Raw genomic sequence first — 24,465 nt, 5'->3', positions numbered from 1 at the left:
ATCGGCGTTCGAAAAGGCTGGGGGCCGGAAGATGAGTTTTAAGCCGAGGGATCTGGGTCGCCACGGATGGCGTGCGACGCTCGTGGCGGGGCTGCTGCTGGTCCTGCCGCTCTCCTGCGCCTGGGCGCAGAACGTCGCGAACATCCGCGTCGAGGGGACGCAGCGCATCGAGGACGCGACGATCCTCTCCTACATGGCGATCAAGGAGGGAGACCCGATCGACGCCGAACGGGTCAACCAGTCCCTGAAGAGCCTGTTCGCCACCGGCCTGTTCGCCGACGTGCGAATCCGCCGCGACGGCGAGGACCTGGTGGTCTCGGTGGTGGAAAATCCGGTGATCAACCGGGTCGCCTTCGAGGGCAACAGACGGGTCAAGGACGAAGACCTGCAGACGGAGGTGCGCCTGCGCCCACGCTCGGTCTACACCCGCACCCGCGTGCTCGCCGATGTCGAGCGCATCCAGGAGGTCTACCGCCGCAGCGGCCGCTACGGCGTGACCGTCGAGCCGAAGGTGATCCAGCAGGACCAGAACCGCGTCGATGTCGCCTTCGAGGTCAACGAAGGCCCGGTCACCTACGTCCGCAAGATTTCCTTCAACGGCAACAAGCGCTACGACGACGGCAAACTGCGCGACCAGATTCTCACCAAAGAGGAGGCGTGGTACCGCTTCCTCAGCAATACCGACACCTATGATCCGCAGCGCATGGCCTTCGACAAGGAGAAGCTGCGGCGCTTCTATCTGGCGCACGGCTATGCCGACTTCTCCATCGTCTCGGCGGTGGCGGAGCTTTCCGCCGACCGCGAATACTTCTTCCTGACCTTCACGCTGGACGAGGGCGACCGCTACAAGATCGCCAAGATCGACATCGAGACCACGCTGCCGCAGCTCAAGGATCCCGGCATCCTGCGGAAAGACCTGACCTTCGAGGAAGGGGAGTGGTACAACGCCGACGAAGTGGAAAACACCGTGCAGGCGCTGACCGACGCGGTGGGCGCCCTGGGCTACGCCTTCGTCGATATCAAACCCGACATCGAGCGCGACCGCGAGAAGCACGCCATCTCCATCACCTTCCGCATCGACGAAGGGCCGCGCGTCTATGTGGACCGCATCGAGGTCACCGGCAACCTGCGCACCATGGACGAGGTGGTGCGCCGCGAGTTCCGTCTGGTCGAAGGCGACCCCTTCAACAGCGCGAAGCTGCGCCGCACCCGCGAGCGCCTGAAGAACCTCAACTTCTTCAAGAAGGTGGACATCACCACCGAGCCTTCGACGACGGAGCCGGACAAGGTGACGCTCAAGGTCAACGTCGAGGAGCAGTCCACCGGCACGGTGACCATCGGCGCCGGGTATTCGAGCAACGACGGCGCGAAGGTGATGTTCGGCCTGGGCGAGAACAACCTTCTCGGCCGCGGCCAGCAGCTGAATTTCAACCTGAGCCTGGCGGAATCCGGCACCGAGGCGGACATTTCGTTCACCGAGCCGTACTTCCTCGACCGCGATCTCGCCGCGGGCTTCGACATCTTCCGCATCACCCGCGACTGGCAGGACGAAAGCTCCTACGACTACACCACCCTCGGCACGGCGCTGCGCGCGGGCTACAGCTACTCGGAGCACCTGCGCCACGCCTGGAAGTACACGATCCGCCAGGACGAGATCGACAACGTCGAGAGCGACGCGTCGCAGTACATCAAGCAACAGGAAGGCACGTCGGTCCTGTCGCAGATCGGCCACAAGCTCACCTACGACCGCCGCGACAGCCACCTGGATCCGACCGAGGGCTACTACCTCACCGGCGGCAACGATCTCGCGGGCCTGGGCGGCGATGCGCGCTTCGTGCGCACCAACCTCGGCGCGGGGCAATACTTCAACCTCGCCGACGGCTACGTGCTGGGTCTGACCGGCAACTTCGGCTACATGTTCGGCCTCGGCCGCGACATCAGCATCAGCCACCGCTACTTCAACGGCGGCGAACAGAAGGTGCGCGGCTTCGCCGCCGCGGGCATCAGCCCGCGCGACAAGTCCACCGGCGATGCGCTGGGCGGCAACTGGAGCACCAACGAAAGCGCCGAGCTAACCTTCCCGCTGGGCACGCCGGAGGAGCTGGGCCTGTCGGCCAAGACCTTCATCGACATGGGCACCATCGGCAAATACGACAGCATGGTGTCGCAGAACGTGGACTATTCCAGCGCGATACGCATGTCGGTGGGCATGGGCTTCGTCTGGCGCTCGCCGATGGGACCGGTCAATCTGACCTTTGCCCTGCCGCTGCTCAAGGAATCGTTCGACGACACGGAATCCCTTCAGTTCAGCTTTGGCACGAGGTTCTAAGACCATGTCTTTCAAATCGCTGGCGGGCATTCTTGCGGCGGCGCTCCTGGCCGGAGGGGCGCTCTGCGTCCCGGCGGCCGAGGCGGCCTCCGCTCCGAAGCCCGCGCCGGTCGTCCGCGTCGTCGATATCCAGGAGGTCATGGAGCGCTCCACGGCGGTGCAGGGCATCCGCCGTGAGCTCGATGCCTACCGCAAGACCTACGACACGGAGTTCGCCGCCAAGGAGAAGGCCCTGAAGGACGAGGAACGCGAGCTGGTGCGCCAGCAGTCCCTGATCGATCCTGCCGCCTATCGAGAGAAGGTGCAGGCCTTCCAGCAGAAGTTCGCCACCTTCCAGCGGGAACTCAAGACCCGCCAGCAGCTTTTGCAGAACGCCTACGCCGCGGCGCTCAATCAGGTGAGCGCCCAGGTGCAGCGCATCTGGGCGGCGGTGGCCGATGCGGAGGGAGCGACGCTCCTGCTGCCGCGCGGCCAGGTTTTGCTGTTCAGCCCCGGCTACGACGTGACGCCGGACGTGATCGACCGCCTGAACAAGGCGCTGCCGTCGGTGAAGTTCCCCGATCCGATGACCAAAGCGCCCGCGGCCGGTTCGAAGAAGAAGTAAGGGCGAGCAGGAGACCGACATGACCGATTCCCGTTTTTTCCGGCGCGCCGGGCCGTTCACCCTGGCGCAACTTGCCGAGATCGGCGGCGGCGACCTCGGCGATGCGTCGCTGGGCGACCGCCTGCTCACCGATGTCGCGCCGCTCTACCGCGCCGAAGCGGAGGATGTGAGCTTCCTCGACAACCGCAAGTACGTGCAGGCGTTCGAGGCGTGCGGCGCCGGGGCGTGCGTGGTGCACCCCGATCTTGCGGAGATGGCGCCCGCGGGCATGGGGCTGATCCTCTCGCCGGAGCCCTACCGCGCCTATGCGCTGATCGCCCATGCGTTCTATCCGCAGAGCATGACCGGCGAGGCGGAGATTTCCCCCCATGCGATGATCCACCCCACCGCGACGATCGGCGAAGGCTGCCACATCGAACCGGGCGTGGTGATCTGCGAGCGCGCCGAGGTCGGCGCGCGCACCCGCATCTGTGCGGGCGCGGTGCTGCGCGACGGAGTGGTGGTCGGCGACGACTGCTACATCGGCTCCAACGTGGTGCTGAGCTATGCGCTGATCGGCAACAAGGTGTGGATTCACTCCGGGGCGGCGATCGGGCAGGACGGTTTCGGCTTCGCCATGGGGCCGAAGGGGCACCTCAAGGTGCCGCAACTCGGCCGGGTGATCATCCAGGACGACGTGGAGATCGGCGCCAACACCGCCATCGACCGTGGAGCCGGGCCGGACACGGTGATCGGCGAGGGTTGCCGTATCGACAATCTGGTGCAGATCGGCCACAACGTGGAGTTGGGCCGTGGCTGCGTTCTGGTCGCGCAGGTGGGGATTTCCGGCTCCACCCGCTTCGCCGACTTCGTCGTGGCGGGCGGTCAGGCGGGGATCACCGGGCACCTCAAGATCGGCGCGGGGGCACGGATCGGGGCTCAGTCCGGGGTGATGCGGGACGTTCCGGCGGGGCAGACGGTGATCGGTTCTCCGGCGGTTCCGGCGAAGGAGCACTGGCGCCAGATCGGCGTGGTCGAGCGTCTGGCGAAAAAGCACGGCGGCGCGTGACGCCGCCCGGTAAAAGTAAGGCGATCTCCCTTGGGGGGCGCAACAACGAGAAGGGCCTCAAGGTAATGGATGCAGAGGGGAACACCGCGAAGATCATCGACATCCAGCGCATCATGCAGATGATCCCGCACCGTTATCCGTTCGTCATGGTCGATCGCATCACCGACGTCGTGCCCGGCGAGAGCGCCGTGGGGATCAAAAACGTCAGCATGAACGAACCCTATTTCCTCGGGCATTTTCCGGGTCATCCGGTGATGCCGGGGGTTCTCATCGTCGAGTCCATGGCCCAGACCGCGGCCGTCCTGGTGGTGGAGACCATGGGACCGGACGCCGAGGGCAAGCTGGTGTACTTCATGAGCGTTGACGAATGCCGCTTCCGCAAGCCGGTGGTGCCGGGCGACCAGCTCTTCGTGCACGTGAAGCGTGAGCGCCGCCGCGGCAACGTCTGGAAATTCCGGGGCGAGGCGAAGGTCGATGGCCAGATCGTGGCCGAAGCGGTGTATGCCGCGATGATCCTGGATAACTGACATGGCGCAGATTCATCCGACGGCACATATCGACCCCAAGGCCGAAATCGCCGCCGATGCGGAGGTCGGGCCGTTCTGCACGGTGGGTCCCAGCGTGGCGCTGGGGGCCGGAGTGCGGCTGATCTCCCACGTTGCGGTGGACGGCATCACCGAGATCGGCGACGGCACGGTGGTCTATCCCTTCGCGTCCCTCGGCCACCGGCCGCAGGATCTGAAATACCATGGCGAACCCTCGCGCCTGGTGATCGGCAAGCGCAACCAGATCCGCGAAGGCGTGACGATGAACCCGGGGACCGAGGGGGGCGGCATGCTCACCAAAGTCGGCGACAACGGGCTGTTCATGGTTGGCGCGCACGTGGCGCACGACTGCATCGTCGGCGACAGCTGCATCTTCGCCAACAACGCGACGCTGGGCGGCCATGTGGCGGTGGGCGACTTTGCGATCATCGGCGGGCTTTCCGCGGTGCACCAGTTCGTGCGCATCGGCCAGCACGCGATGATCGGCGGCGCCTCCGGCCTGGAGACCGACGTCATCCCCTACGGCTCGGTGCTGGGCAACCGCGCGCACCTCTCCGGCCTCAACATCGTCGGGCTGAAACGCCGCAACTTCAGCCGCGAGACCATTCACACCCTGCGCCGCGCCTATCGGCTGCTGTTCGCCGAGGAAGGCACGATGATCGAGCGGGTGGAGGACGTGGCCAACCTCTTCGCCGACTGCGAGCCGGTGATGGAGATCGTCGCCTTCATGCGGCAGGAGACCTCTCGCGGCATCTGCCAGCCGGGAGGCGCGCCGGAAAAGGAAGCCTAGGGACGTGGACGGCAACGGCGCGGCACAAGGCGGGATCGGCATTCTGGCCGGGGGAGGGGCTCTCCCCCGGCTGCTCGTTTCCGCCTGCCGCGCGCAGGAAAAGCCGGTGTTCGTGCTGGCTCTGGAGGGGTACACCGACGCGGAGACGGTGGAGGGCGTGGCCCACGCCTGGGTGCGCCTCGGCGCGCTGGGCGAGGCGTTCCGCCTGCTCAAGGAGGCCGGGGTCGCCGAGGTGGCGTTCGCCGGGGCGATGAAGCGCCCGTCGCTCGGCAACCTGCGGCCGGACGCGCGCGGCGCGGCCTTCCTGGCGAAGATCGGCATGCAGGCGCTGGGCGACGACGGGCTGTTGCGCGCGATTTCCACGGAATTCCAGGCCGAGGGGCTGCGCCTCGTCGGCGCGCACGAGGTGCTGGCCGGCATTCTCGCCAAGGAGGGCGTCTACGGCGCGCTGCGCCCGTCGGCGGAGGACGAGGCGGACATCGCCCGCGGCTTCGAGGTGGCGAAGGGCCTGGGCGCGCTGGACGTCGGCCAGGGCGCGGTGGTGCAGCAGGGCATGGTGCTCGCCGTCGAGGGCGCGGAAGGCACCGACCGCATGCTGGCGCGCAGCGGCGAACTGCGGCGCGAGGGGCGCGGCGGGGTGCTGGTGAAAGTGTGCAAGCCGGGGCAGGACCGCCGCCTCGACCTGCCGACGGTGGGCGCCGCCACGGTGGAGGCCGCCGCCGCGGCGGGGCTTTCCGGCATCGCGGTGGAGGCGGGGGCCGCCCTGGTGATCGACGCGGCGGCGATGGCCGTCCGCGCCGACGCACTCGGCCTCTTCGTCGTCGGCCTGCCCGCCGTGGCGAATGCGCCGCTGATCTATCTGGTGGCCGGGGAACCCTCGGGCGACGTGCTCGGCGCGCGCCTGATGCGGGCGCTGAAGGAGCGCACCGGCGGCGACGTGCGCTTCGCCGGGGTGGGCGGCGAGAGCATGGCGGAGGAGGGGCTCGCCTCGCTGTTTCCGCAGTCGGAGATCGCGGTGATGGGCCTCGCCGAGGTGATCCCGCGCATCCCTGCCGTGCTGCGCCGGGTGAAGGACGTGGCGGCGGACATCCGCGCCAAAAAGCCCGCCGTGGCAGTGACCATCGATTCCCTCGGTTTCAACGGCCGCGTCGCCAAGGCCCTGATCGCCGCGAAAAGCCGCATCCCCCGGGTGCATTACGTCGCCCCCATGGTCTGGGCGTGGAAGCCCAAGCGCGCGGAAAAGATCGCCCGTCTGTTCGACCACCTGATGTGCCTGCTCGCCTTCGAACCGCCGTACTTCACCGTGCACGGTCTCGCCGCCACCGCGGTCGGCCACCCGGTGGTGGAAGGCGGGGCGGGGCGCGGCGACGGCGCGGACTTCCGCCGCCGCCACGGCATCGCGCCGAGCGACACCGTGATCTGCCTGCTGCCCGGCTCGCGCCGCAACGAGGTGACGCGCATGCTGCCGGTGTTCCGCCAGGCGGTGGAGCTTCTGCGGGCGCGGCATCCGGATTTGCAGGTGGTGCTGCCGACGGTGGCCACGGTGGCCGCAGAGGTGGCCGCGGCGACCCGCGCCTGGACCCGCCCGCCGCACATCGTGCACGGCGAGACGGAACGCTGGAACGCGTTTGCCGCCTGCGACGGGGCGCTCGCCGCCTCGGGCACGGTATCGCTGGAGCTGGCCCGCGCGCGGCGGCCTTTCGTCATCGGCTACCGCGCCTCGGCGATCTCCGTCTGGCTGGCAAAGCGCATGATTTCAATAAAATATGCGACTCTGTTGAACCATATTTCCAACCGCATGGTGGTGCCGGAATTCATCCAGGAGGCGTGCACGCCGCGCGCCCTGGCCGAAGCGCTGGACCGCCTGATCTGCGAAACCGCCGCGCGCGCCGCCTTCCTGGCGGAGACCGATGCGGCGCTTGCCGAACTCGTCGGGCCGAACCCGCGCCCCAGCCTCGCGGCGGCGGACGTGGTGCTGCGCGCCGCGGGCATTGCGCCCGTTCCCGCGGCGGCCCATATGGACGTTTCTTCCCTTCCGTCCGCATAACAAGGATCGACCATGAGCAACCGTCTGCTGCATACGATGATCCGGGTCCTCGACCTGGAGGCGTCCATCGCTTTCTATACCGGGCAACTCGGCATGCGGCTTTTGCGCCGCACCGATTTCGAGGGCGGGCGCTTCACCCTGGCCTTCGTCGGCTACGGCGACGAGGCGAGCGCCGCGGTGCTGGAACTCACCCACAACTGGGACCAGGCCGAACCCTACGAGATCGGCAGCGGCTTCGGCCACCTCGCCATCGGCGTGCCGGACATCCACGCCGCGGTGGAGGCGATGCGCGCCGCGGGGGTGAAGATCACCCGCGAGCCCGGCCCGATGAAGGGCAGCGGCACCGTCCTCGCCTTCGTCGAGGACCCCGACGGCTACAAGGTGGAGCTTCTGGAGCGCGCCTGATCCTTGCTCCGGCACAAAAAAACGGCGGCCACGCGGGCCGCCGTTTTTTGTTGTTGCGTGCGGATCAGCGCTTGCCGATCGGCACGTAATCGCGCTGCGTCGCGCCGGTGTAGAGTTGGCGCGGGCGGCCGATCTTCATTTCCGGATCGGTGATCATCTCCAGCCACTGCGCGACCCAGCCGGTGGTGCGGGCGAGCGCGAAGAGGGCGGTGAACATCGAGGTCGGGATGCCCATGGCGCGGAAGATGATGCCGGAATAGAAGTCCACGTTGGGGTAGAGCTTCTTCTCGATGAAATAGTCGTCCTGCAGGGCGATGCGCTCCAGTTCCATGGCGATCTGCAACAGCGGCTCGTTGTGGATGCCGAGGTCGTCGAGCACTTCGTGGCAGGTCTTTTCCATGATCTTGGCGCGCGGGTCGAAGTTCTTGTAGACCCGGTGGCCGAAGCCCATGAGCCGGAAGGGATCGTCCTTGTCCTTGGCGCGCTCGACGAATTCCGGCACGCGGTCCTTGCTGCCGATCTGCATCAGCATGTTCAGCACCGCCTCGTTGGCGCCGCCGTGCGATGGCCCCCACAGCGAGGCGATGCCCGCCGCGATGCAGGCGAACGGGTTGGCCCCCGAAGACCCGGCAAGACGCACCGTGGAGGTGGAGGCGTTCTGTTCGTGGTCCGCATGCAGAATGAGGATGCGGTTCATCGCGCGGGCGAGCACCGGGTTGACGGTGTAGGTCTCGCACGGCACCGAGAACATCATCTGCAGGAAGTTGGCGGCGTAATCCAGGTCGTTGCGCGGATAGGTGAACGGCTGGCCGATCGAGTACTTGTAGGCGTTCGCCACGATCGTCGGCATCTTGGCGATGAGGCGGGTCTCCGCGACGATGCGCTGGAAGTCGTCGGTGAAGTCCAGGCTGTCGTGATAGAAGGCCGACAGCGCGCCGACGATGCCGCAGGAGATCGCCATCGGGTGGGCGTCGCGGCGGAAGCCGCTGTAGAACCGCAGAATCTGCTCGTTGAGCATCGAGTGGTAGGTGATGTCGTGGTCGAACTGCTTCATCTGCGCTTGGTCCGGCAGGTTGCCGAACAGCAGGAGGTAGGCGACCTCGAGGAAGCTGGAATTTTCCGCAAGCTGTTCGATCGGATAGCCGCGGTGCAGCAGGATGCCCTTGTCACCGTCGATGAAGGTGACCTTGGACTCGCAACTGCCGGTGGAGGTGAAACCCGGATCGTAGGTGAAGCACCCGGTATCCGCATAGAACTTGCGGATATCGACGACGCGCGGGCCGGTGGTGCCGTGGATCACCGGAAGATCGAAGGACTTCCCCGTGGCGTTGTCGATGATGGTGAAGGTGTCGGAGGGGCTTTTCTTGTCGTTGGTCATGGCGACTCCCTGTGTCGATGCCGGGCCGCGGGACATCGGAGAGCCCGGATGCCGGATGGAGCGCGGCTGGCGGCATCGAACGTGTGTTTGTGGCTGTTCTTAACCTGTTTCTCCCCGAGGCGATTTCAAGGCATAGGCATGTCTTTTCACGGGAAAGACGCGGCCCGCAGGTTCATTTTGCGGCCTCGTCGAGGCGCGCCAGCACCTCTTCGCGTCCGAGAATCTCCATCACTTCGAACAGCGGCGGCGACACCGTGGAGCCGGTGACCGCGGCGCGCAGCGGCTGCGCCACCTTGCCGAGCTTCAGCCCCCGGGCTTCGGCGAGGCCGCGCACCGCCGCTTCCAGGGCGTCGTGCCGCCATTCCGCCGTCCCGGCCAGCAGGCCGCGCGCTTCGGCCAGCAGGCCGCCCGCTTCCGCCACCTGGGCCTTGGCCTTGTCGTCGAACCCAAGCGGCCGCATCCGGGCGTAGACCATCGCCCCTTCGGCCAGTTCGTTGAGGTCCTTGGCGCGCGGCTTCAGCCCCGGCATGCCGCGCAGGATGCGCCCCGCCGCGTCCGCGGGCAGGGCGGCCCCGAGCGCCTTTTCCATCAGCGGCGCGACCAGGGCGGCGAGCTCCGCATCCGGGGTTTCGCGCAGGTAGTGCGCGTTGAGGCTCATCAGCTTGGTCATGTCGAAGCGCGAAGGGCCCTTGCCCACCGCGCCGATATCGAACCATTCCACCGCCTGCTCGGTGGAGATGATCTCGTCGTCGCCGTGGCCCCAGCCGAGGCGCAGCAGGTAGTTGCGCAGCGCCGCGGGGAGGATGCCCATGTCGCGGTAGGCCTCGGCCCCCAGCGCGCCGTGGCGCTTGGAGAGCTTCGCGCCGTCCGGACCGTGGATCAGCGGGATATGGGCGAATTCCGGCACGTCCCAGCCGCAGGCGCGGTAGAGCGCGGTCTGGCGCGCCGCGTTGGTGAGGTGGTCGTCGCCGCGGATGACGTGGGTGATGCCCATGTCGTGGTCGTCCACCACCACCGAGAGCATGTAGGTGGGGGTGCCGTCGCCGCGCAGCAGGATCATGTCGTCGAGCTGGGCGTTGGCGAAGGTGACGTCGCCCTGCACATGGTCGCGGATCACCGTCTCGCCCTCGCGCGGCGCCTTCATGCGGATCACCGGGGCGACGCCCTCCGGCGCTTCGCTCGGGTCGCGGTCGCGCCAGCGGCCATCATAGCGCATCGGCTGGCCATTGGCCTTCTGCTCCTCGCGCATCCTGGCGAGCTCTTCCGGGGTGCAATAGCAGTGGTACGCCTGCCCCTTGGCCAGCAGTTCGCGCGCCACTTCGGCATGGCGTCCGGCGCGGGAGAACTGCATCACCGGCTCTTCGTCCCAGTCGAGTCCGAGCCAGGCGAGGCCGTCGAAGATCGCCTCCACCGCGGCCTGGGTCGAGCGTTCGCGGTCGGTGTCCTCGATGCGCAGCAGGAAGCGGCCGCCGTGGTGGCGCGCGAACAGCCAGTTGAACAGGGCGGTGCGCGCCCCCCCGATGTGAAGGAACCCCGTCGGCGACGGAGCGAATCGTGTCACGACGCTCATGCGATTGGAAACCCGTGCAGCATGTGAAGACGAGAGAATAACGCCGCTCGCGGCGGCGGAAATGCACTATTCTGTGCCGGGCGTGGGTTTTATCACAAGCCGCCCGGTGACGGCAAAGGGTTATCCGGGGAAGGGGAGGCTCGGCGCGCGCATGGAGAGAGCGGCGGAGAGGTTCCGGCAGGCCGCAGGATGGGGGGAGCGTGCGCCCTGGCTGTTCGTCGCGGGCGTTGCGGCCTACCTGTCGCTCGCCTTCGAGCCCAGCCCCGCCGCCTGGGCCGCCGCTGTTGCCGCGCCGGCCGTTTGCGCGATTCCGGCGCGGCGCGGTGGGATTGCCGCCGTGGCGTTCCTTGCGCTTTTTGCGGTGCTGGCGGGGGCGGCGTGGGCCGCTTTCTCGGCGCATCGCGCCGCCCACCCGGTGTGGACGCAAAGCCGCGCCCGCGCCGAAGTGGAAGGCCGCGTCGCCGCGGTGGAGATGCGCGCCCGCGGCAGCCGCGTCACCCTCGATGCGGTGAGGCTCGACGGCGCGGACACGCCGATGCGGGTGCGGGTCAACCTCTCCGCGCGCCACGGCGCGCCACGGCCGGGGGCGCGGGTGATATTGGCGGCGGTGCTCTATCCGCCGCCCGGTCCGGCCTATCCCGGCGGCTACGATTTCGGGCGGCAGGCCTGGTTTTCGCGCCTCGGCGCGGTGGGCTACGCCAGCCGCGCCTGGCGCGAGACCGCGCCACCGGAGCCATGGGATTTCGCCGCGCGCCTGCAATCCTGGCGGGGGGAGGCGGCGCGCCGCATCCTCGCGGCGCTTCCTGACGGCGATCCCCGCGCCGCCATCGCCGCGGCGCTGATCGTCGGCGAGCGCGGCGCCATCCCCGGAGCCCTCGCCGAGGCCTACCGCGCCTCGGGCCTCGCCCACATGCTGGCGATCTCCGGCCTGCACATGGGGCTGCTCGCCGGGCTCGCCTTTCTCGCGGTGCGGCGCGGCCTGGCGCTGGCGCCCGCAGTGGCGCTGCGCTATCCGATCAAGAAATGGGCCGCCGCCTGCGCCCTCGTGCTCACCGCCGCCTACCTGCTGATCTCCGGCGCGGCGGTGCCGACGCAGCGCGCCTTCGTGATGGCCGCGGCAGCGCTGCTCGCGGTGCTGCTCGAGCGTTCGCCGTTCTCGCTGCGCCTCGTCGGGGCCGCCGCCCTCGCGGTGGCGATGATCGGGCCGGAGGCGGTGCTCGGCGCGAGTTTCCAGATGTCCTTCGCCGCGGCCGCCGCGCTGATTGCGGTGTACGAGGCGCTGCGCGGGCATGGCCTGCCCGGCGAGTGGCCGCCATGGCTGCGGCTGCCGCTCGCCTATGCCGGGGGCGTGCTGCTCACCACTCTCGTCGCCTCCGTCGCCACCGCGCCGTTCTCTCTGTTCCATTTCGGGCGGCTCTCGCTTTATGCGCTGCCCGCCAACCTGCTGGCGCTGCCGGTGCTCGGCCTGTGGGTGATGCCCTGGGGGCTGGCCGCCGCCCTGGCGCTGCCGTTCGGCGCCGCCGGGTTTCCGTTGGCGCGCATGGCGGAGGGCATCGGCTGGATCGACCATGTCGCGGCGATGGTTTCCGCCTGGCCGCTGCATCAGGTCAGGGTGCCGCAGATGCCGGGCTTCGGCCTGGCGCTGTGCGCCGCGGGACTGCTGTTCTGCGCGCTCGCCGTGGGGCGCGTGCGCCTGCTCGGCGCGCTTGCGCTTGCCGCCGGGGTGGCCTCGCCGTGGGTGTTCCCGCTGCCGGACGTGCTGATCGCCGACGGCGGGCGCGCCGTGGCGGTGCGGCTGGCGGAAGGCGGCTACGGCTTCGCCGGGGACGAACGCGCGGAGTTCGTGCGCACGATGTGGCGGGAGCGCACCGCAGCGGAGGTGCGCTTCGGCCGCGGCTGGACCTGCGGCATGAGCGGCTGCGCCGTCGCCCTGCCGTCCGGGCGGGGCGTGGCGGCGGTGCGGCAGGCGGAGGGACTGGCCGCGGCGTGCGCGGAGGCCGCGGTGGTGGCGGCGGCGGTTCCCGTCACCGCCGAAGCGCGCGCGGGCTGCGGCGCGGCCCTGCTGCTGGATGCGGCGGACCTGGCGCGGCACGGCGCTGTGGCGCTGTGGCTGGATGGGGAGGGGGCGGTGCGGCGCTTCGACAGCGCGGGGCTGCGCCGCGGCCGCCGCCCGTGGGGCGGCGGTCAGTAGCCGTCGTCGGCCTGCATTGCCCAGAGGTGCGCCGCGGCGAGCGCCCGCCACGGCGAAAACGGCGCGAGCCACGTCTCGGTTTCTTTTTCCGATATCTTGTCGTCGCGGCGCAGCAGGCGCCGCAGGTTGCGCCGCACCGCGACGTCGCCGTGGAGCGAGCCGTCGACGCAGCCGAAACCGCGCAGCAGCGCGTAGTTGACCGTCCACGGGCCGATGCCGGGCAGCGCGCGCAGCGCAGCGCCGATCTCTTCGGCATCCGGCGCTGCGGCCCAGGCGTCGAGCGGCAGGTCGCCCGCCGCGACCGCCGCACTCAGACGCAGCAGGGTGTTCGCCTTGCTCAGGGAGAAGCCGAAACCGCGCAACTCCTCCGCCGCGAGCGCGGCGACGCGTTCCGGCGTCGGGTGGCAGCGCAGGCCGCCCGAGTGCGGCTCTCCGGTAGCTGCGATCAGCCGCCGCCGGATCGACAGCGCCGCGCCGACGCTGATCTGCTGGCCGGTGATCGCCCACGCCAGCGCGTCGAACGGCGTCGCCGCCACCGCGACCCGCAGGTCCGGTCGCCGCGCAATTAGCGGGCCGAGAAGCGGGTGGCCGCGGTGCGCCGCCTCGAACCCGGTGGTGTCCTGGGTGAGGCCGAGCATCCGCCGTGCGGTGCGCTCCAGCGCGTGCAGGCCGCCGGGAGACGCCGCGCCGTCGATATCGAGACGGAACGCCGCATGGCCGTCCGCAAAGGCGATCGCGAGCCGTGCAGGACGGCCTGCCCAGACGAGTCCTTTTTCCAGCCCCGCGGCGGAGACACGCTCCGATATTTCCTGCGCATCGCGGCGGTGATAGGCGAGGATGTCGCCGCTGCGGAAGCCTTTGGGCAGGTCGATGACGCCGGAAAGCATATTCATCCGCCGCGCTCGCGGTCGAGAAGAGCGCGCTTGCGGCCGAGGCCCCAGCGGTATCCGGCAAGGCTGCCGTCGCTGCGCACCGCACGATGGCAGGGGACCGCCACCGCGATCGGGTTGGCGCCGCACGCCGCGCCGACCGCGCGCACCGCCCGGGGGGCGCCGATGGCCGCGGCGATCTCGGCATAGGTGCGGGTCTCGCCCGCGGGAATCCGGCGCAATGCCTCCCACACCCGGCGCTGGAACGCGGTGCCGCGGATGTCGAGCGGCAGTTCGCAGCCCGCCGCCGGGGTTTCGATCATCGCGACGATGCGGGCGACGAGACCGGCGAAGTCCGCGCCGCCTTCGGCGATCTCCGCCGCGGGGAAGCGTGCGTGCAGGTCCGCCACCAGCTCCCCGGCGTCGTCGCCGAGAAAGATCGCGCATACGCCGCGTTCGCTCCGCGCCGCCAGCACGGCGCCGAGCGCGGACTCTCCGAGAGCGTAGCGGATCGCGGTCGCCGCTCCGCCGGAGCGGAAGCGTTTCGGCGTCATTCCGAGCGCCGCGTCGGCCTCGGCGTAGAAGCGGCTGCTCGCGTTGTAGCCCGCGGCGTAGAGGGCGCGGGTGACCTTCTCCCCGTCTCCGAGTTCCCGCTGCACCCGCGCGATGCGGTGCGCCGCGGCATAGGCGCGCGGCGTCACCCCGGTGGCCGCCTTGAACAGTCGGTGCAGGTGCCAGGGGCTCATCCCGGCCTCGGCTGCGAGATCGGCGAGGCGCGGCGGTTGTTCGGCGGTCTCGATGGTGCGGCAGAGCGATGCGATCAGCGCGGCGCGCGCGCTCGCCGGTGCGGCGGCATCCGGTTTGCAGCGGCGGCAGGGGCGGAACCCGGCGGCCTCGGCCTCCGCCGCGCAGGCGAAGAAGCGGACGTTCTCGGGCCTGGCGCGGCGCGACGGGCAATCCGGGCGGCAATAGACGCCGGTGGTGACCACGGCGTAGACGAAGCTCTCGCCCGCCGCATCGCGGGCGAGGAGGGCGGGCCAGCGCGGGTCGGCGAGAGTGGCGGCGCGGGCGGCCTTGGCGGAGGGAGTCATGCGCATCGGTCCTTCGAAGGTTGGCGATGCAGGCAGTCTGGCGCGGCAGCGTGGCGGAAACACTCCGCCCCTTGCTCTCGAATTCAATAGCGGCGGATGAGGCCGACCAGGCGGCCCTGCACCGAAACCCGGTCCGGCCCGAAGATGCGGGTCTCGTAGCGCGGGTTGGCGGGCTCCAGGGCGATGGATTCGCCCTTGCGGCGCAGGCGCTTCAGCGTCGCCTCGTTCTGGTCCACCAGGGCGACGACGATGGCGCCGTTCTCCACCGTGTCGGTCTTGCGGATGAGCACGGTGTCGCCGTCGAAGATCCCCGCCTCGATCATCGAATCGCCTTCGATGGTCAGCGCATAGTGCTCGCCGCCGGTGAGCATGCTGGCCGGCACGTCCACCGAGGCGGAGAGATCGGCGAGCGCCTCGATCGGCGTGCCCGCGGCGATTTTGCCGTAAAGCGGGATGGAGACCGCATCCGCGCCGGAGGCGACCGCCGCGCCCGCGATCTGCTTGCGGAAGCCGCCCGCGATCACCGTGGGCTGGAAGGCCGCGGCCTCCACCGGGGCGGCGGCCATGTCTTCCGGCAGCTTGATGATTTCCAGCGCGCGGGCGCGGTGCGGCAGGCGGCGGATGAAGCCACGTTCCTCCAGGCTGGAGATCAGCCGGTGCACGCCCGACTTGGAACGCAGGCCGAGCGCGTCCTTCATTTCGTCGAAGGAGGGGACGATGCCGAAACGCTTGAGGTGGGAATCGATCAGCAGCAGCAGGTTGCGTTGCTTCGCGGTGAGCATCGGCGGTGGCCTCCGGTTAGGACGATACCACCTTTGTTCTAGTTTGGTTCACCGAAAGATGCAAGCCTAAACTGGGCCTCAGCCGTGCAGCAGGGTGCGGGTGGCGGCGGTCACGTCGGCCTGGCGCATCAGGGATTCCCCGACCAGGAAGCGCCGCGCGCCGACGGCGGCCATGCGGTCGAGGTCGGCGCGGGTCTTCAGCCCGCTTTCCGCCACCAGCACGCGGTCCGGCGGGCAGGCGGCGGCCAGCGCCTCGGTGACCGCAAGGTCGGTGACCATGGTCTTGAGGTTGCGGTTGTTCACCCCGAGGAGGCGGCTTTTCAGCTTGAGCGCGCGGCCGAACTCCCCGGCATCGTGGATTTCCACCAGCACGTCGAGGCCGAGGTCGATCGCCGCCTGTTCCAGGTCGCGCGCCTGGTCGTCGGAAAGCGCCGCCATGATCAGCAGGATGGCGTCCGCGCCCCAGGCGCGCGCCTCCACCACCTGGTAGGGGTCGAGCATGAAGTCCTTGCGCAGTGCGGGCAGGTCCACTGCGCCGCGCGCCGCGGCCAGAACCTCCGGCCCGCCCTGGAAATACGCCCGGTCGGTGAGCACCGAGAGGCACGCCGCGCCGCCCGCCGCATAGGCGCGGGCGAGGGAGGCGGGGTCGAAATCGGCGCGGATCAGCCCGGCGGAGGGCGAGGCCTTCTTGATCTCGGCGATCAGGCCGAAGCCGCCGTTCGCCGCGGCGCGGTCCAGCGCGGCGGCGAAGCCGCGCGGCGGCGGGGCTTCCGCCGCGTCGCCGATCAGGCGCGCCAGAGGCACGGCGGCTTTCGCCGCCGCGATCTCCTCGCGCTTGGTGGCGCAGATCTTCGCCAGAACGTCGGACACGGGTTACGCCTCGTTGGTGATCCGCACGAAGTCCGCCAGGACCTGCTTCGCGGAGCCATTCTTCATGACTTCCATGGCCTTGGAGACGCCTTCTTTAAGGGTTTTCTCAACATCGGCGACCACCAGGACCGCCGCCGCGTTGAACGCCACGGCATCGCGCAGGGGCAACAGCGCCGCCGGAACCTCGGGCTCCAGGATGGCGCGCAGGGCCGCGGCGTTGAAGTCCGGGTCGCCGCCCTTCAGCGCCTCGGGCGCGACGCGGGGCAGGCCCACGTCCTCCGGCGCGATGGTGAAGGTGGTGACCTTGCCGCCCTTGAGTTCCGCCACCGCGGTCGGGCCGGTGGTGGTGATCTCGTCCAGGCCGTCGGAGCCGTGCACCATCCAGGCGCGCTCCGCCCCCAGGTTGCCCAGCACCTGGGCCAAGGGCGCCAGCCACTCCTCGGCGAACACGCCGATGACCATGCGCTTCACCCCGGCGGGGCTGGCGAGCGGGCCGAGGATGTTGAAGATGGTGCGGGTGCCGATCTCCTGCCGGGTCGGGCCGACGTGCTTCATCGCGCTGTGGTGGCGGGTGGCGAGCATGAAGCCGATGCCCGCCTCGGCGATGGCGCGCTCCACCACCGGCAGTTCGGCATCGAGGTTGACGCCGAGCGCCTTGAGCACGTCGGCGGAGCCGGATTTCGAGGTCTGGGCCTTGTTGCCGTGCTTGGCCACGGTGACGCCGCAGGCGGCGATGACGAGGGCCGCGCCGGTGGAGATGTTGTAGCTGCCGGAGCAGTCGCCGCCGGTGCCGACGATGTCCACCGCGCCCGCCGGAGCCTTCACCGCCAGCGCCTTGGCGCGCATGGTGCGCGCCGCGCCGGTGATTTCCGCCACCGTCTCGCCGCGCAGGCGCATCGCCATCAACAGCGCGCCGATCTGCGAAGGAGTGGCCTGGCCCGACATGATCACGTCGAAGGCGTGCGCCGCCTCGTCCTCGGACAGGGTTTCGCCCGTCGCGAGGCGGGCGAGGATGGGTTTCAGGTCGCTCATGGCTTTCGCTCTTTCGTTCAGGCAGCCGCCGCGAGGGCGAGGAAGTTCTTGAGGATGTCGTGCCCGTGCTGGGAGGCGATGCTCTCCGGATGGAACTGAACGCCGAAAATCGGCAGCTCGGCATGCGCCAGGCCCATGATCAGGCCGTCCGGGCTTTCCGCGGTGACCTTGAGGCAGGCGGGCAGGCTTTCCTTTTCCACCAGCAGGGAATGGTAGCGCGTCGCCTGGAAGGGGTCGGGAATGCCCGCGAACACGTCGCTGCCGGTGTGGCGGATTTCGCAGACCTTGCCGTGCCACGGCTCGGGCGCGCGCGCCACCTTGCCGCCGAAGGCCTGGCCGATGGTCTGGTGCCCGAGGCAGACGCCGAAGAGGGGAATGCGCTTCTCCGCCGCCAGGGCGACCAGCGGCAGGCAGATGCCCGCGCGGTCCGGGTCGCAGGGGCCGGGGGAGAGGATGATGCCGGCGGGGTTCTTCGCCACCGCCGCTTCGGCGGAGAGCGCGTCGTTGCGCGCCACCTCCACCTCGGCCCCGAGTTCGCCCAGGTAGTGCCAGAGGTTGTAGGTGAAGCTGTCGTAGTTGTCGATCAGCAGGTACATGGACGGAAACCCCGGTTCGTCGGCAGTTTTATTCGGCGCACAGGATGGACGCCCGGCCGGAGCGCGTCAAGGGCGGCAAGGGGTTGCTGGCCTTGATCCGCCATTCCGGTGTATGGTCCGGAACCGCGTGTCCGTTTGGGATCGTTCCAAGGAGGCCGTTTTGGCCCGTACCCCCCGCAAGCCGCCGCGCAGGCGCACCGCGCTCGCCACCCTTCGGCGTTTCGCCGGGAAACGGCGCTTCCGTTGGACCCCGGGCCTGGCGGCGGCGTGCCTGGCCGTCGCCCTGAGTATCGGAGCGGTTCTGGGGTGGTGGGGCGCTTCCCGCATCCTGCCTCATGTTCCGGCGCCGCAGCGTGCCGCGGTGCAGCCTCCGCCTCCGCCGCCGATGCCGCAACCGCAGGCGAAGCCTGCCGAGCCGGAGCCGGAACCGCAGGTTTCCGCCCTGCCGCCGCCTGCGGAGACGCCATCCGCCTTGCCCGCCTGGCGGCGCAACGCGGTGCCCTTCACCCCGGTGGCGGGCAAGCCGATGATCGCCATCGTCATCGACGATATGGGCGTGGACGCGCGGCGTTCCGCGCAGGTCATCGCCCTGTCGCCGCGGCTCACCACCTCGTTCCTCACCTATGCGCGCAACCTGCCCGCCCAGGCCGCGGCGGCGCACGCCGCGGGGCACGAACTGCTCCTGCACATGCCGATGGAGCCCTCCGGCTCCGGCTACGACCCCGGCCCCGACGTGCTGCTCACCGCGATGCCGCCGGAGACGATCCGCGAGCGCCTGCGCCAGTCACTGGCTTCGTTTTCCGGCTATGTGGGGATCAACAACCACATGGGAAGCAAGTTCACCGCCGATGCGGCGGCGATGCGCGTGGTGATGGAGGAGCTCCGCGCCGACGGCCTGCTGTTCCTCGATTCTCTGACTTCCGGCAAGTCGGTGGGGGGCAAGACCGCGCGCGCCGAGGGCGTGCCCGCCCTGGTCCGCGACGTCTTCCTCGACGACAGCCCGGACCCCGCGGCGATCCGCGCCCAGTTGCGCCGCGTCGAGGAACATGCCCGCAAGACCGGCCGGACGATCGCCATCGGCCACCCGCGCGACACCACCATCGCGGCGCTGCGCGACTGGCTGCCGGAGGCGGAGGCCCAGGGCTTCCAGTTCGTGCCGCTCTCCGCCCTCGCCAAGGCGAAATCCGGCGAATAGCGCCATAGCATCGGCTTCTCCCATTCCCATATGAGGTTGGAACGGAGGTTGGCAGCGTTCCATGCCGCACCCGCAATGGGAGAAGGATGATGCGTCTTCTCTGCACTCTGTTGCTGACGGGATTTCTCGCCGTGCCTTTGCCCGCGCGTGCCCAGCAGATGTGCGCCGACGGCGGCGCAGTGGGCGCGCCCGCGGCGGAGGTGCCGGGCAAGCCCGGCGAGTTCCGCCGTGCCGAAGGCGGGGTGGCCTGCCTGGGCGGCAAGCCCGGCCTCCGGTCGTGTCAGGCGATCGGGCCGGTGGGCATCGGCATGGACCGCGAGGCGGTGATCGGGCGGGCGGGAGAGCCCTGGGAAGTGCGCCCCCTGGGCAAGGGAGATATCGCCTTCCACCTCATCGGCACGGAGGAAAAACCGCTCGGCTACTACGTGGTGACCTATCTGCAGGACGTGGTGGTGGGGGTGCAGGCCACCCTCGCGTCGCCTGCGGTGGACGAACTGCCGGTGGGGCTGTCCTCGGTGCGTCCGGGCCAGGTCGCGCAGCGGGCGCTCGACGTGTTCGGCGCGCCGAAGAAGGTGTGCATCGGCGGCGGTTCCGACGGCGAGGTTTGGGAGTACGCGCCGTTCCCGCTGTCCATCGACATGCAGTACGGACGCGTCTTCTCGATCAAGATCTTCGACCCGGAGGCCGACCTCTTCGGCAAGACCGCCGCGGCGGGCTGAACCGGGAGGCAGGAAAAACAAAGACTTCGCGGAGGGTCGCGGACCCTCCGCGAAGTTTTGGTTTTCAGCGTGCGTAGCGGGGCGCGATTTCGGCGGCGCGCAGGAGGGCGCGGGCCTTGTTGCAGCTTTCCTGGAATTCCTTGTCCGGGTCGCTGTCGGCGACGATGCCGCCGCCCGCCTGCACGTACATCGCGCCGTCCTTGACCACCGCGGTGCGCAGCGCGATGCAGGTGTCCATGTCGCCGTTGCCGGAGATGTAGCCGATGCATCCGGCATAGACGCAGCGCCGCACCGGTTCCAGTTCGTCGATGATCTCCATGGCGCGCACCTTCGGCGCGCCGGAGACGGTGCCCGCGGGGAAGCCCGCCATCAGCGCGTCCATGGCGTCGCAGTCCGCACGGATGCGGCCATCGACGTTGGAGACGATGTGCATGACGTGGGAATAGTACTCCAGCACCATCTGCTCGGTGACGGTGACCGAGCCCACTTCGGCGACGCGGCCGACGTCGTTGCGCCCGAGGTCCAGCAGCATCAGGTGCTCGGCGCGTTCCTTCGGGTCGGCGAGCAGGGCCTCGGCGAGCGCCGCGTCTTCCGCCTTGTCCTTGCCGCGCGGCGCGGTGCCCGCGATCGGGCGGATGGTGACCACGCCGTCGCGCAGCCGCACCAGGATTTCCGGGCTCGCGCCGACCACGTGGAACGCCCCGAAATCGAGGAAGAACATGAACGGCGAGGGATTGGTGCGCCGCAGCGCGCGGTAGAGCGCGAAGGGCGGCAAATCGAACGGAATGGCGAAGCGCTGCGACAGCACCACCTGGAAGATGTCGCCCGCGAGGATGTATTCCTTGCCCTTTTCCACCATCGCCTTGAAGGCTTCCCGGGTCATGTTGGAGGCAGGGGCGGGGGTGGGCGCGGCCTCTCCCGCGCGCGGCGGCGGCAGCGAGCGCCCGACGTTGGCGAGCGCATCGGCAAGGCGCTCGCGCGCGCGGTCGAAGGCGGCGGTGGCGGAGACCCCGGCTTCCGGGCGCACCGGCGTGACTAGGGTGAGGGTATCGGCGATGGTGTCGAACACCGCGATCAGCGTGGGGCGGACGAACAGGCCGTCCGGCACGTTGAGGAGGTCCGGGTTTTCGTCCGGAATGTTCTCCACCAGGCGCACCGTGTCGTAGCCCATGTAGCCCACCAGCCCCGCGGCCATCGGCGGCAGGCCCTCGGGAATGTCGATGCGGCTCTCGGCGATCAGCGCGCGCAGGGAATCGAGCGGCGGCGTCGCCTCTGGGGTGAAGGAGTCGGGCGAGAAGCGGGCCTGGCGGTTGATTTCCGCGGTCTTGCCGCGGCAGCGCCAGACCACATCCGGGTTGAGCCCGACGAAGGAATAGCGGCCGCGCACCGCGCCGCCCTCCACGGATTCGAGGAGGAAGCTGTTGGGCCGCCCCTCGGCCAGCTTCATCATCACCGAGACCGGGGTCTCCAGGTCGGCGGGCAGGACCATCCAGACGAGTTGCGGCGTTCCGGCTTCATAGGCGGCGCGGAAGGTTTCGAAATCCGGGACGACCTGCATGTCAGTTCAACTCCTGCACCAGGCTGTCGATGCTGCGGTGCTGGCGCATCTGGAAGCTGTCGGTGAGCTGGGTGGTGAACGGCATCATCAGGGACTCGCCGAGCGCGGTGCGCAACTGGCGCTTGCCCTGTTCGATGCTGTCCTTGAAGTCGGCGACGTTCACCGGGTGGATGGCGGCAAGCCGCGCCACGATCGCGCCGTCGGTCGCGGGCGCGCTGGCGGTCTGGCCGACCTCCAGGTCGAACAGCGACTTCAGGAGGCTCGGCGGCAGGGTGCTGCCGCGGCGGAACAGCGGCTGCGTGGTGGTGAGGGTGACGTGCTGCGCCTTGGCGAAGGCGGCGGCGTCCTTCGTCTTGGCGAAGTCGGCGGCAAGGGCCTTGGCCTTTTCCACCGCGGCTTCCTGCTGCTTCCCGGCGCGCCACGCGGCGAGCAGGTCGGCGCGGATGGAGGCGAAGGGCTTGAGCGCGGCGGGGGTCACCGCATCGGTGCGGACGACGTAATAGCCGCCCGGCTCGCCTTCGTATTCCGAGAGCGGGCTCTGCGTTCCCGCATCCTGGCCGAAGCCCGCCTTGACGATTTCCGCGGCGGCGGGAATGGCGGCGGCCTCCTTGCCGTCCGGGCCCTTGGCGTCGGCGGTCACCGCGGGCAGGGTGACGACGGTCAGGCCGTTGAGCTTGGCGGCTTCCTCCAGGGTCGATCCGGCGGCAAGCGCGTCCTCGACCGCGGTGGAGGCGCGGTAGAGCGCGCCCAGGGTCTGTTCGGTCTTCACCGCGGCGGTCACCTTGTCGCGCACCTCCTCCAACTTCGGCTGGTGCGCGGGGCGGATGTCCTCCACCACCAGCACGTGCCAGCCGAGCGCGGACTTGAGCGGCGCCAGCACCGCGCCCTTGGCGGCGGCGAAGGCGGGCTCGGCGAGCGAGGGCAGAAGGCCGTCGCGCCCCATCCAGCCGAGGTCGGTGAGCATCGCGTGGTTTTCCTTGGCGGCGGCGTCCAGGCTGCGGCCTTCCTTCAGCGCGGCGGCCACCTTGGCCGCGGCGGCCTCGTCCTTGACGAGAATCTGGCGCAGCTTGCGGGTCTCCGGCGTCAGGAACTCGGCGGCATGGTGGCCGAAATAGTCGTGCAGCGCGTCCTCGGTGATTTCCAGGCGCTTCTCCACGTCCGCCGGACGGATCGGCAGCACGCTGAGCTTGCGGGTCTCCGGGGCGGTGTAGGCCGCGGCGTGCGCCGTCTGGAACTCGGTGAGGGCGGCGTCGCCGGGGTCGGCGGGCGCGGGCATGTCGGCGGCCTTGATGCCGAACACCTCGGCGACGCGGCGCTCGCCCTCGTAGCGCAGGAGCGTGGACACCAGAATCCGCGGCGCGGACACCGGCTCGGTGACCGAGTTGACGATGCGCTGCCGCGTCATGTCGCCGCGGGTCATGGCGAGGAAATCGATCTCGGTGTAGCCGTTGTTCTCCAGCAGGCGGCGGAAGCGCTCGCGGTCGAACTCGCCCTTGCCGTTCTGGAAGGCGGCGTTGCCGGTGATCAGGGTCTGGATCGCGGCGTCGGAGACGCCGACGTTCATCTTCTGCGCCGCGGCGTCGAGGAGCGCGCGGCTCGCCATCTGCGACAGCACCTGGTCGAACACCCCGAACTTCGCGGCCTCGGCGGCGGTGAGCTGCGGTCCGAAGCGCTGGCGCAGGCGGCGCAGTTCGGTGACGAAGGCGTGCTTCACCTGGCGGCCGGAGACCTCGACGTCGCCCACCGAGATCACCGCCTGGTGATCCGGGCTGCGCCGCAGCATGTCGGCGACGCCCCACGCGCCGAAAGCGACGATGAGAATGCCGAAGAGGACTTTCACCAGAAGGCTGGAGAAAAAGCGACCGACGGAATTGGACATGGCGGAGGCAATCCGGGACAGGAGTTTCGGGACGGCGGGACAAACCGCTTCGGCGCGATAATAGGGGGCGATTCCGGGCCGCTGCAAGGCATAACTCGCCGGTCGGCAATGCTTCACAAGGCACGGCCCGGCGCGTATGGTGACGGCGGGCAGGCGGGCGGAGACCCGCCGCGGCGAACATCGAGGAGGCACCTGATGAACAAGCGTCGTCCGCTGATCGCGGGAAACTGGAAAATGAACGGCCTGGCCGCCGATGGCGCAGCTCTGGCGAAGGCGGTGGCGGACAAGGCGCGGGCGGGCGCTCCGCCGTGCGAGTTGCTGGTCTGTCCGCCGTTCACCCTGATCGACCGCGCGATCGCGGCGGTGAAGGGCAGCCCGGTCGCCGTCGGTGGGCAGGACTGCCACGCCGCGGTTTCCGGCGCGCACACCGGCGACGTGGCGGCGGAGATGCTGAAGGACCTGGGCTGCGCCTACGTCATCGTCGGCCATTCGGAGCGCCGCGCCGACCACGGCGAGACCGACGCGGTGGTCAAGGCGAAGGCGGAGGCGGCGCTGCGCGCCGGTCTGGTCGCCATCGTCTGCGTCGGCGAGACCGAGGCGGAGCGCGACGCCGGCCGGACCGAAGCGGTGGTGGCGCGCCAGGTGAAGGGCTCGCTGCCCGCGGGCGCGACGCCTGCCAACCTGGTCGTCGCCTACGAGCCGGTGTGGGCGATCGGCACCGGGCGCACCCCCACGCCGGCGGACGCGCAGGCGGTGCACGCGCGCATCCGCGCCGAGCTGAAAGACCTGATCGGCGAGGCGGCGGATGCGGTGCGCCTGCTCTACGGCGGCTCGGTGAAGCCCTCGAACGCCAAGGAACTGATGGCGCAGGCCGACATCGACGGCGCGCTGGTCGGCGGCGCGGCGCTCAAGGCCGAGGACTTCTGGGGCATCGTGCAGGCCTACGCGTGAGGAAAATGCTCTAGCC

21 protein-coding genes are annotated in these 24,465 nt (G+C 69.6%); 11 read left to right on the top strand and 10 right to left on the bottom strand.

Features of this window, described 5'->3' with window-relative positions; all coding sequences use genetic code 11:
- The first annotated feature begins 82 nt into the window (after positions 1 to 82).
- The 7 genes from bamA to gloA all read left to right on the top strand — a co-directional run bounded on the left by bamA (position 83) and on the right by gloA (position 7,768).
- Positions 83 to 2,329, top strand: a complete 2,247-nt coding sequence (gene bamA, locus O7R11_RS01160; RefSeq protein ID WP_337995638.1) for an outer membrane protein assembly factor BamA — start codon at positions 83 to 85, stop codon at positions 2,327 to 2,329.
- 4 nt (positions 2,330 to 2,333) lie between these two features.
- Positions 2,334 to 2,933: an OmpH/Skp family outer membrane protein gene (locus tag O7R11_RS01155; protein WP_337995637.1), complete on the top strand. Its 600-nt coding sequence runs from the start codon at positions 2,334 to 2,336 to the stop codon at positions 2,931 to 2,933.
- Positions 2,934 to 2,952: 19 nt separating this feature from the next.
- Positions 2,953 to 3,981 (top strand): UDP-3-O-(3-hydroxymyristoyl)glucosamine N-acyltransferase, encoded by a 1,029-nt coding sequence (lpxD, locus tag O7R11_RS01150; RefSeq protein WP_337995636.1) that lies wholly within the window; start codon positions 2,953 to 2,955, stop codon positions 3,979 to 3,981.
- 65 nt (positions 3,982 to 4,046) lie between these two features.
- Positions 4,047 to 4,508 carry a 3-hydroxyacyl-ACP dehydratase FabZ gene (gene fabZ / locus O7R11_RS01145; protein ID WP_337995635.1) on the top strand — a complete coding sequence of 154 codons (462 nt, stop codon included), beginning with the start codon at positions 4,047 to 4,049 and terminating at the stop codon, positions 4,506 to 4,508.
- A 1-nt stretch (position 4,509) separates the two neighbouring features.
- On the top strand, positions 4,510 to 5,316 hold the full coding sequence (gene lpxA / locus O7R11_RS01140) for an acyl-ACP--UDP-N-acetylglucosamine O-acyltransferase (RefSeq protein WP_337995634.1): 807 nt from the start codon (positions 4,510 to 4,512) through the stop codon (positions 5,314 to 5,316).
- 4 nt (positions 5,317 to 5,320) lie between these two features.
- Complete coding sequence (lpxB, locus tag O7R11_RS01135; protein ID WP_337995633.1) at positions 5,321 to 7,363, top strand: lipid-A-disaccharide synthase; 2,043 nt, start codon at positions 5,321 to 5,323, stop codon at positions 7,361 to 7,363.
- Positions 7,364 to 7,375: 12 nt separating this feature from the next.
- A complete protein-coding gene (gloA, locus tag O7R11_RS01130) occupies positions 7,376 to 7,768 on the top strand; it encodes a lactoylglutathione lyase (RefSeq protein WP_337995632.1) in 393 nt (130 codons plus the stop codon).
- A 64-nt stretch (positions 7,769 to 7,832) separates the two neighbouring features.
- Here the strand turns inward: gloA and gltA are convergent, their stop codons facing one another.
- Together gltA and gltX are read right to left on the bottom strand one after the other, a co-directional pair.
- Entirely contained in the window at positions 7,833 to 9,146 is a 1,314-nt protein-coding gene (gltA, locus tag O7R11_RS01125; RefSeq protein WP_337995631.1) for a citrate synthase, read from the bottom strand.
- Between the two features lie 172 nt (positions 9,147 to 9,318).
- Positions 9,319 to 10,716, bottom strand: a complete 1,398-nt coding sequence (gene gltX, locus O7R11_RS01120; RefSeq protein ID WP_337995630.1) for a glutamate--tRNA ligase — start codon at positions 10,714 to 10,716, stop codon at positions 9,319 to 9,321.
- A gap of 151 nt (positions 10,717 to 10,867) precedes the next feature.
- Between gltX and O7R11_RS01115 the strand changes: the two genes are divergently transcribed.
- Positions 10,868 to 12,907 (top strand): ComEC/Rec2 family competence protein, encoded by a 2,040-nt coding sequence (locus O7R11_RS01115; RefSeq protein ID WP_337995629.1) that lies wholly within the window; start codon positions 10,868 to 10,870, stop codon positions 12,905 to 12,907.
- Here O7R11_RS01115 and O7R11_RS01110 read toward each other — a convergent pair.
- The 6 genes from O7R11_RS01110 to O7R11_RS01085 form a co-directional block, all read right to left on the bottom strand.
- Entirely contained in the window at positions 12,901 to 13,800 is a 900-nt protein-coding gene (locus tag O7R11_RS01110) for a DNA-3-methyladenine glycosylase family protein (protein WP_337995628.1), read from the bottom strand. The two genes, O7R11_RS01115 and O7R11_RS01110, sit on opposite strands and share 7 nt — an antisense overlap.
- Complete coding sequence (ada, locus tag O7R11_RS01105) at positions 13,797 to 14,867, bottom strand: bifunctional DNA-binding transcriptional regulator/O6-methylguanine-DNA methyltransferase Ada (RefSeq protein WP_337995627.1); 1,071 nt, start codon at positions 14,865 to 14,867, stop codon at positions 13,797 to 13,799. The genes O7R11_RS01110 and ada overlap by 4 nt, the downstream gene beginning before the upstream one ends.
- A gap of 83 nt (positions 14,868 to 14,950) precedes the next feature.
- Positions 14,951 to 15,649: a transcriptional repressor LexA gene (gene lexA / locus O7R11_RS01100; RefSeq protein WP_337995626.1), complete on the bottom strand. Its 699-nt coding sequence runs from the start codon at positions 15,647 to 15,649 to the stop codon at positions 14,951 to 14,953.
- A 78-nt stretch (positions 15,650 to 15,727) separates the two neighbouring features.
- On the bottom strand, positions 15,728 to 16,519 hold the full coding sequence (gene trpC / locus O7R11_RS01095) for an indole-3-glycerol phosphate synthase TrpC (RefSeq protein WP_337995625.1): 792 nt from the start codon (positions 16,517 to 16,519) through the stop codon (positions 15,728 to 15,730).
- 3 nt (positions 16,520 to 16,522) lie between these two features.
- The gene (gene trpD / locus O7R11_RS01090; RefSeq protein ID WP_420792964.1) at positions 16,523 to 17,572 is read right to left on the bottom strand and encodes an anthranilate phosphoribosyltransferase; all 1,050 of its coding nucleotides are present in this window, start codon (positions 17,570 to 17,572) and stop codon (positions 16,523 to 16,525) included.
- Positions 17,569 to 18,147: an anthranilate synthase component II gene (locus tag O7R11_RS01085; RefSeq protein WP_337995623.1), complete on the bottom strand. Its 579-nt coding sequence runs from the start codon at positions 18,145 to 18,147 to the stop codon at positions 17,569 to 17,571. The genes trpD and O7R11_RS01085 overlap by 4 nt, the downstream gene beginning before the upstream one ends.
- A 160-nt stretch (positions 18,148 to 18,307) precedes the next feature.
- On the opposite strand from O7R11_RS01085, the gene O7R11_RS01080 reads away from it, so the two are divergent.
- The gene (locus O7R11_RS01080) at positions 18,308 to 19,342 is read left to right on the top strand and encodes a divergent polysaccharide deacetylase family protein (RefSeq protein ID WP_337995622.1); all 1,035 of its coding nucleotides are present in this window, start codon (positions 18,308 to 18,310) and stop codon (positions 19,340 to 19,342) included.
- 86 nt (positions 19,343 to 19,428) lie between these two features.
- On the top strand, positions 19,429 to 20,061 hold the full coding sequence (locus tag O7R11_RS01075) for a hypothetical protein (protein WP_337995621.1): 633 nt from the start codon (positions 19,429 to 19,431) through the stop codon (positions 20,059 to 20,061).
- A gap of 64 nt (positions 20,062 to 20,125) precedes the next feature.
- Here the strand turns inward: O7R11_RS01075 and trpE are convergent, their stop codons facing one another.
- Together trpE and O7R11_RS01065 are read right to left on the bottom strand one after the other, a co-directional pair.
- Entirely contained in the window at positions 20,126 to 21,619 is a 1,494-nt protein-coding gene (gene trpE / locus O7R11_RS01070; RefSeq protein ID WP_337995620.1) for an anthranilate synthase component I, read from the bottom strand.
- Between the two features lies 1 nt (position 21,620).
- On the bottom strand, positions 21,621 to 23,498 hold the full coding sequence (locus O7R11_RS01065; RefSeq protein ID WP_337995619.1) for a peptidylprolyl isomerase: 1,878 nt from the start codon (positions 23,496 to 23,498) through the stop codon (positions 21,621 to 21,623).
- 195 nt (positions 23,499 to 23,693) lie between these two features.
- Between O7R11_RS01065 and tpiA the strand changes: the two genes are divergently transcribed.
- Positions 23,694 to 24,449, top strand: coding sequence for a triose-phosphate isomerase (gene tpiA / locus O7R11_RS01060; RefSeq protein WP_337995618.1), 756 nt, complete (start codon positions 23,694 to 23,696; stop codon positions 24,447 to 24,449).
- The last annotated feature ends 16 nt before the right edge of the window (positions 24,450 to 24,465 follow it).

Source organism: Oleispirillum naphthae, from assembly GCA_027864655.1.
GTDB classification, from domain to species: domain Bacteria; phylum Pseudomonadota; class Alphaproteobacteria; order Rhodospirillales; family Rhodospirillaceae; genus Oleispirillum; species Oleispirillum naphthae.
The sequence above is the reverse complement of the archived record's forward strand: the minus strand, read 5'-3'. Positions and strand labels throughout refer to the sequence as shown.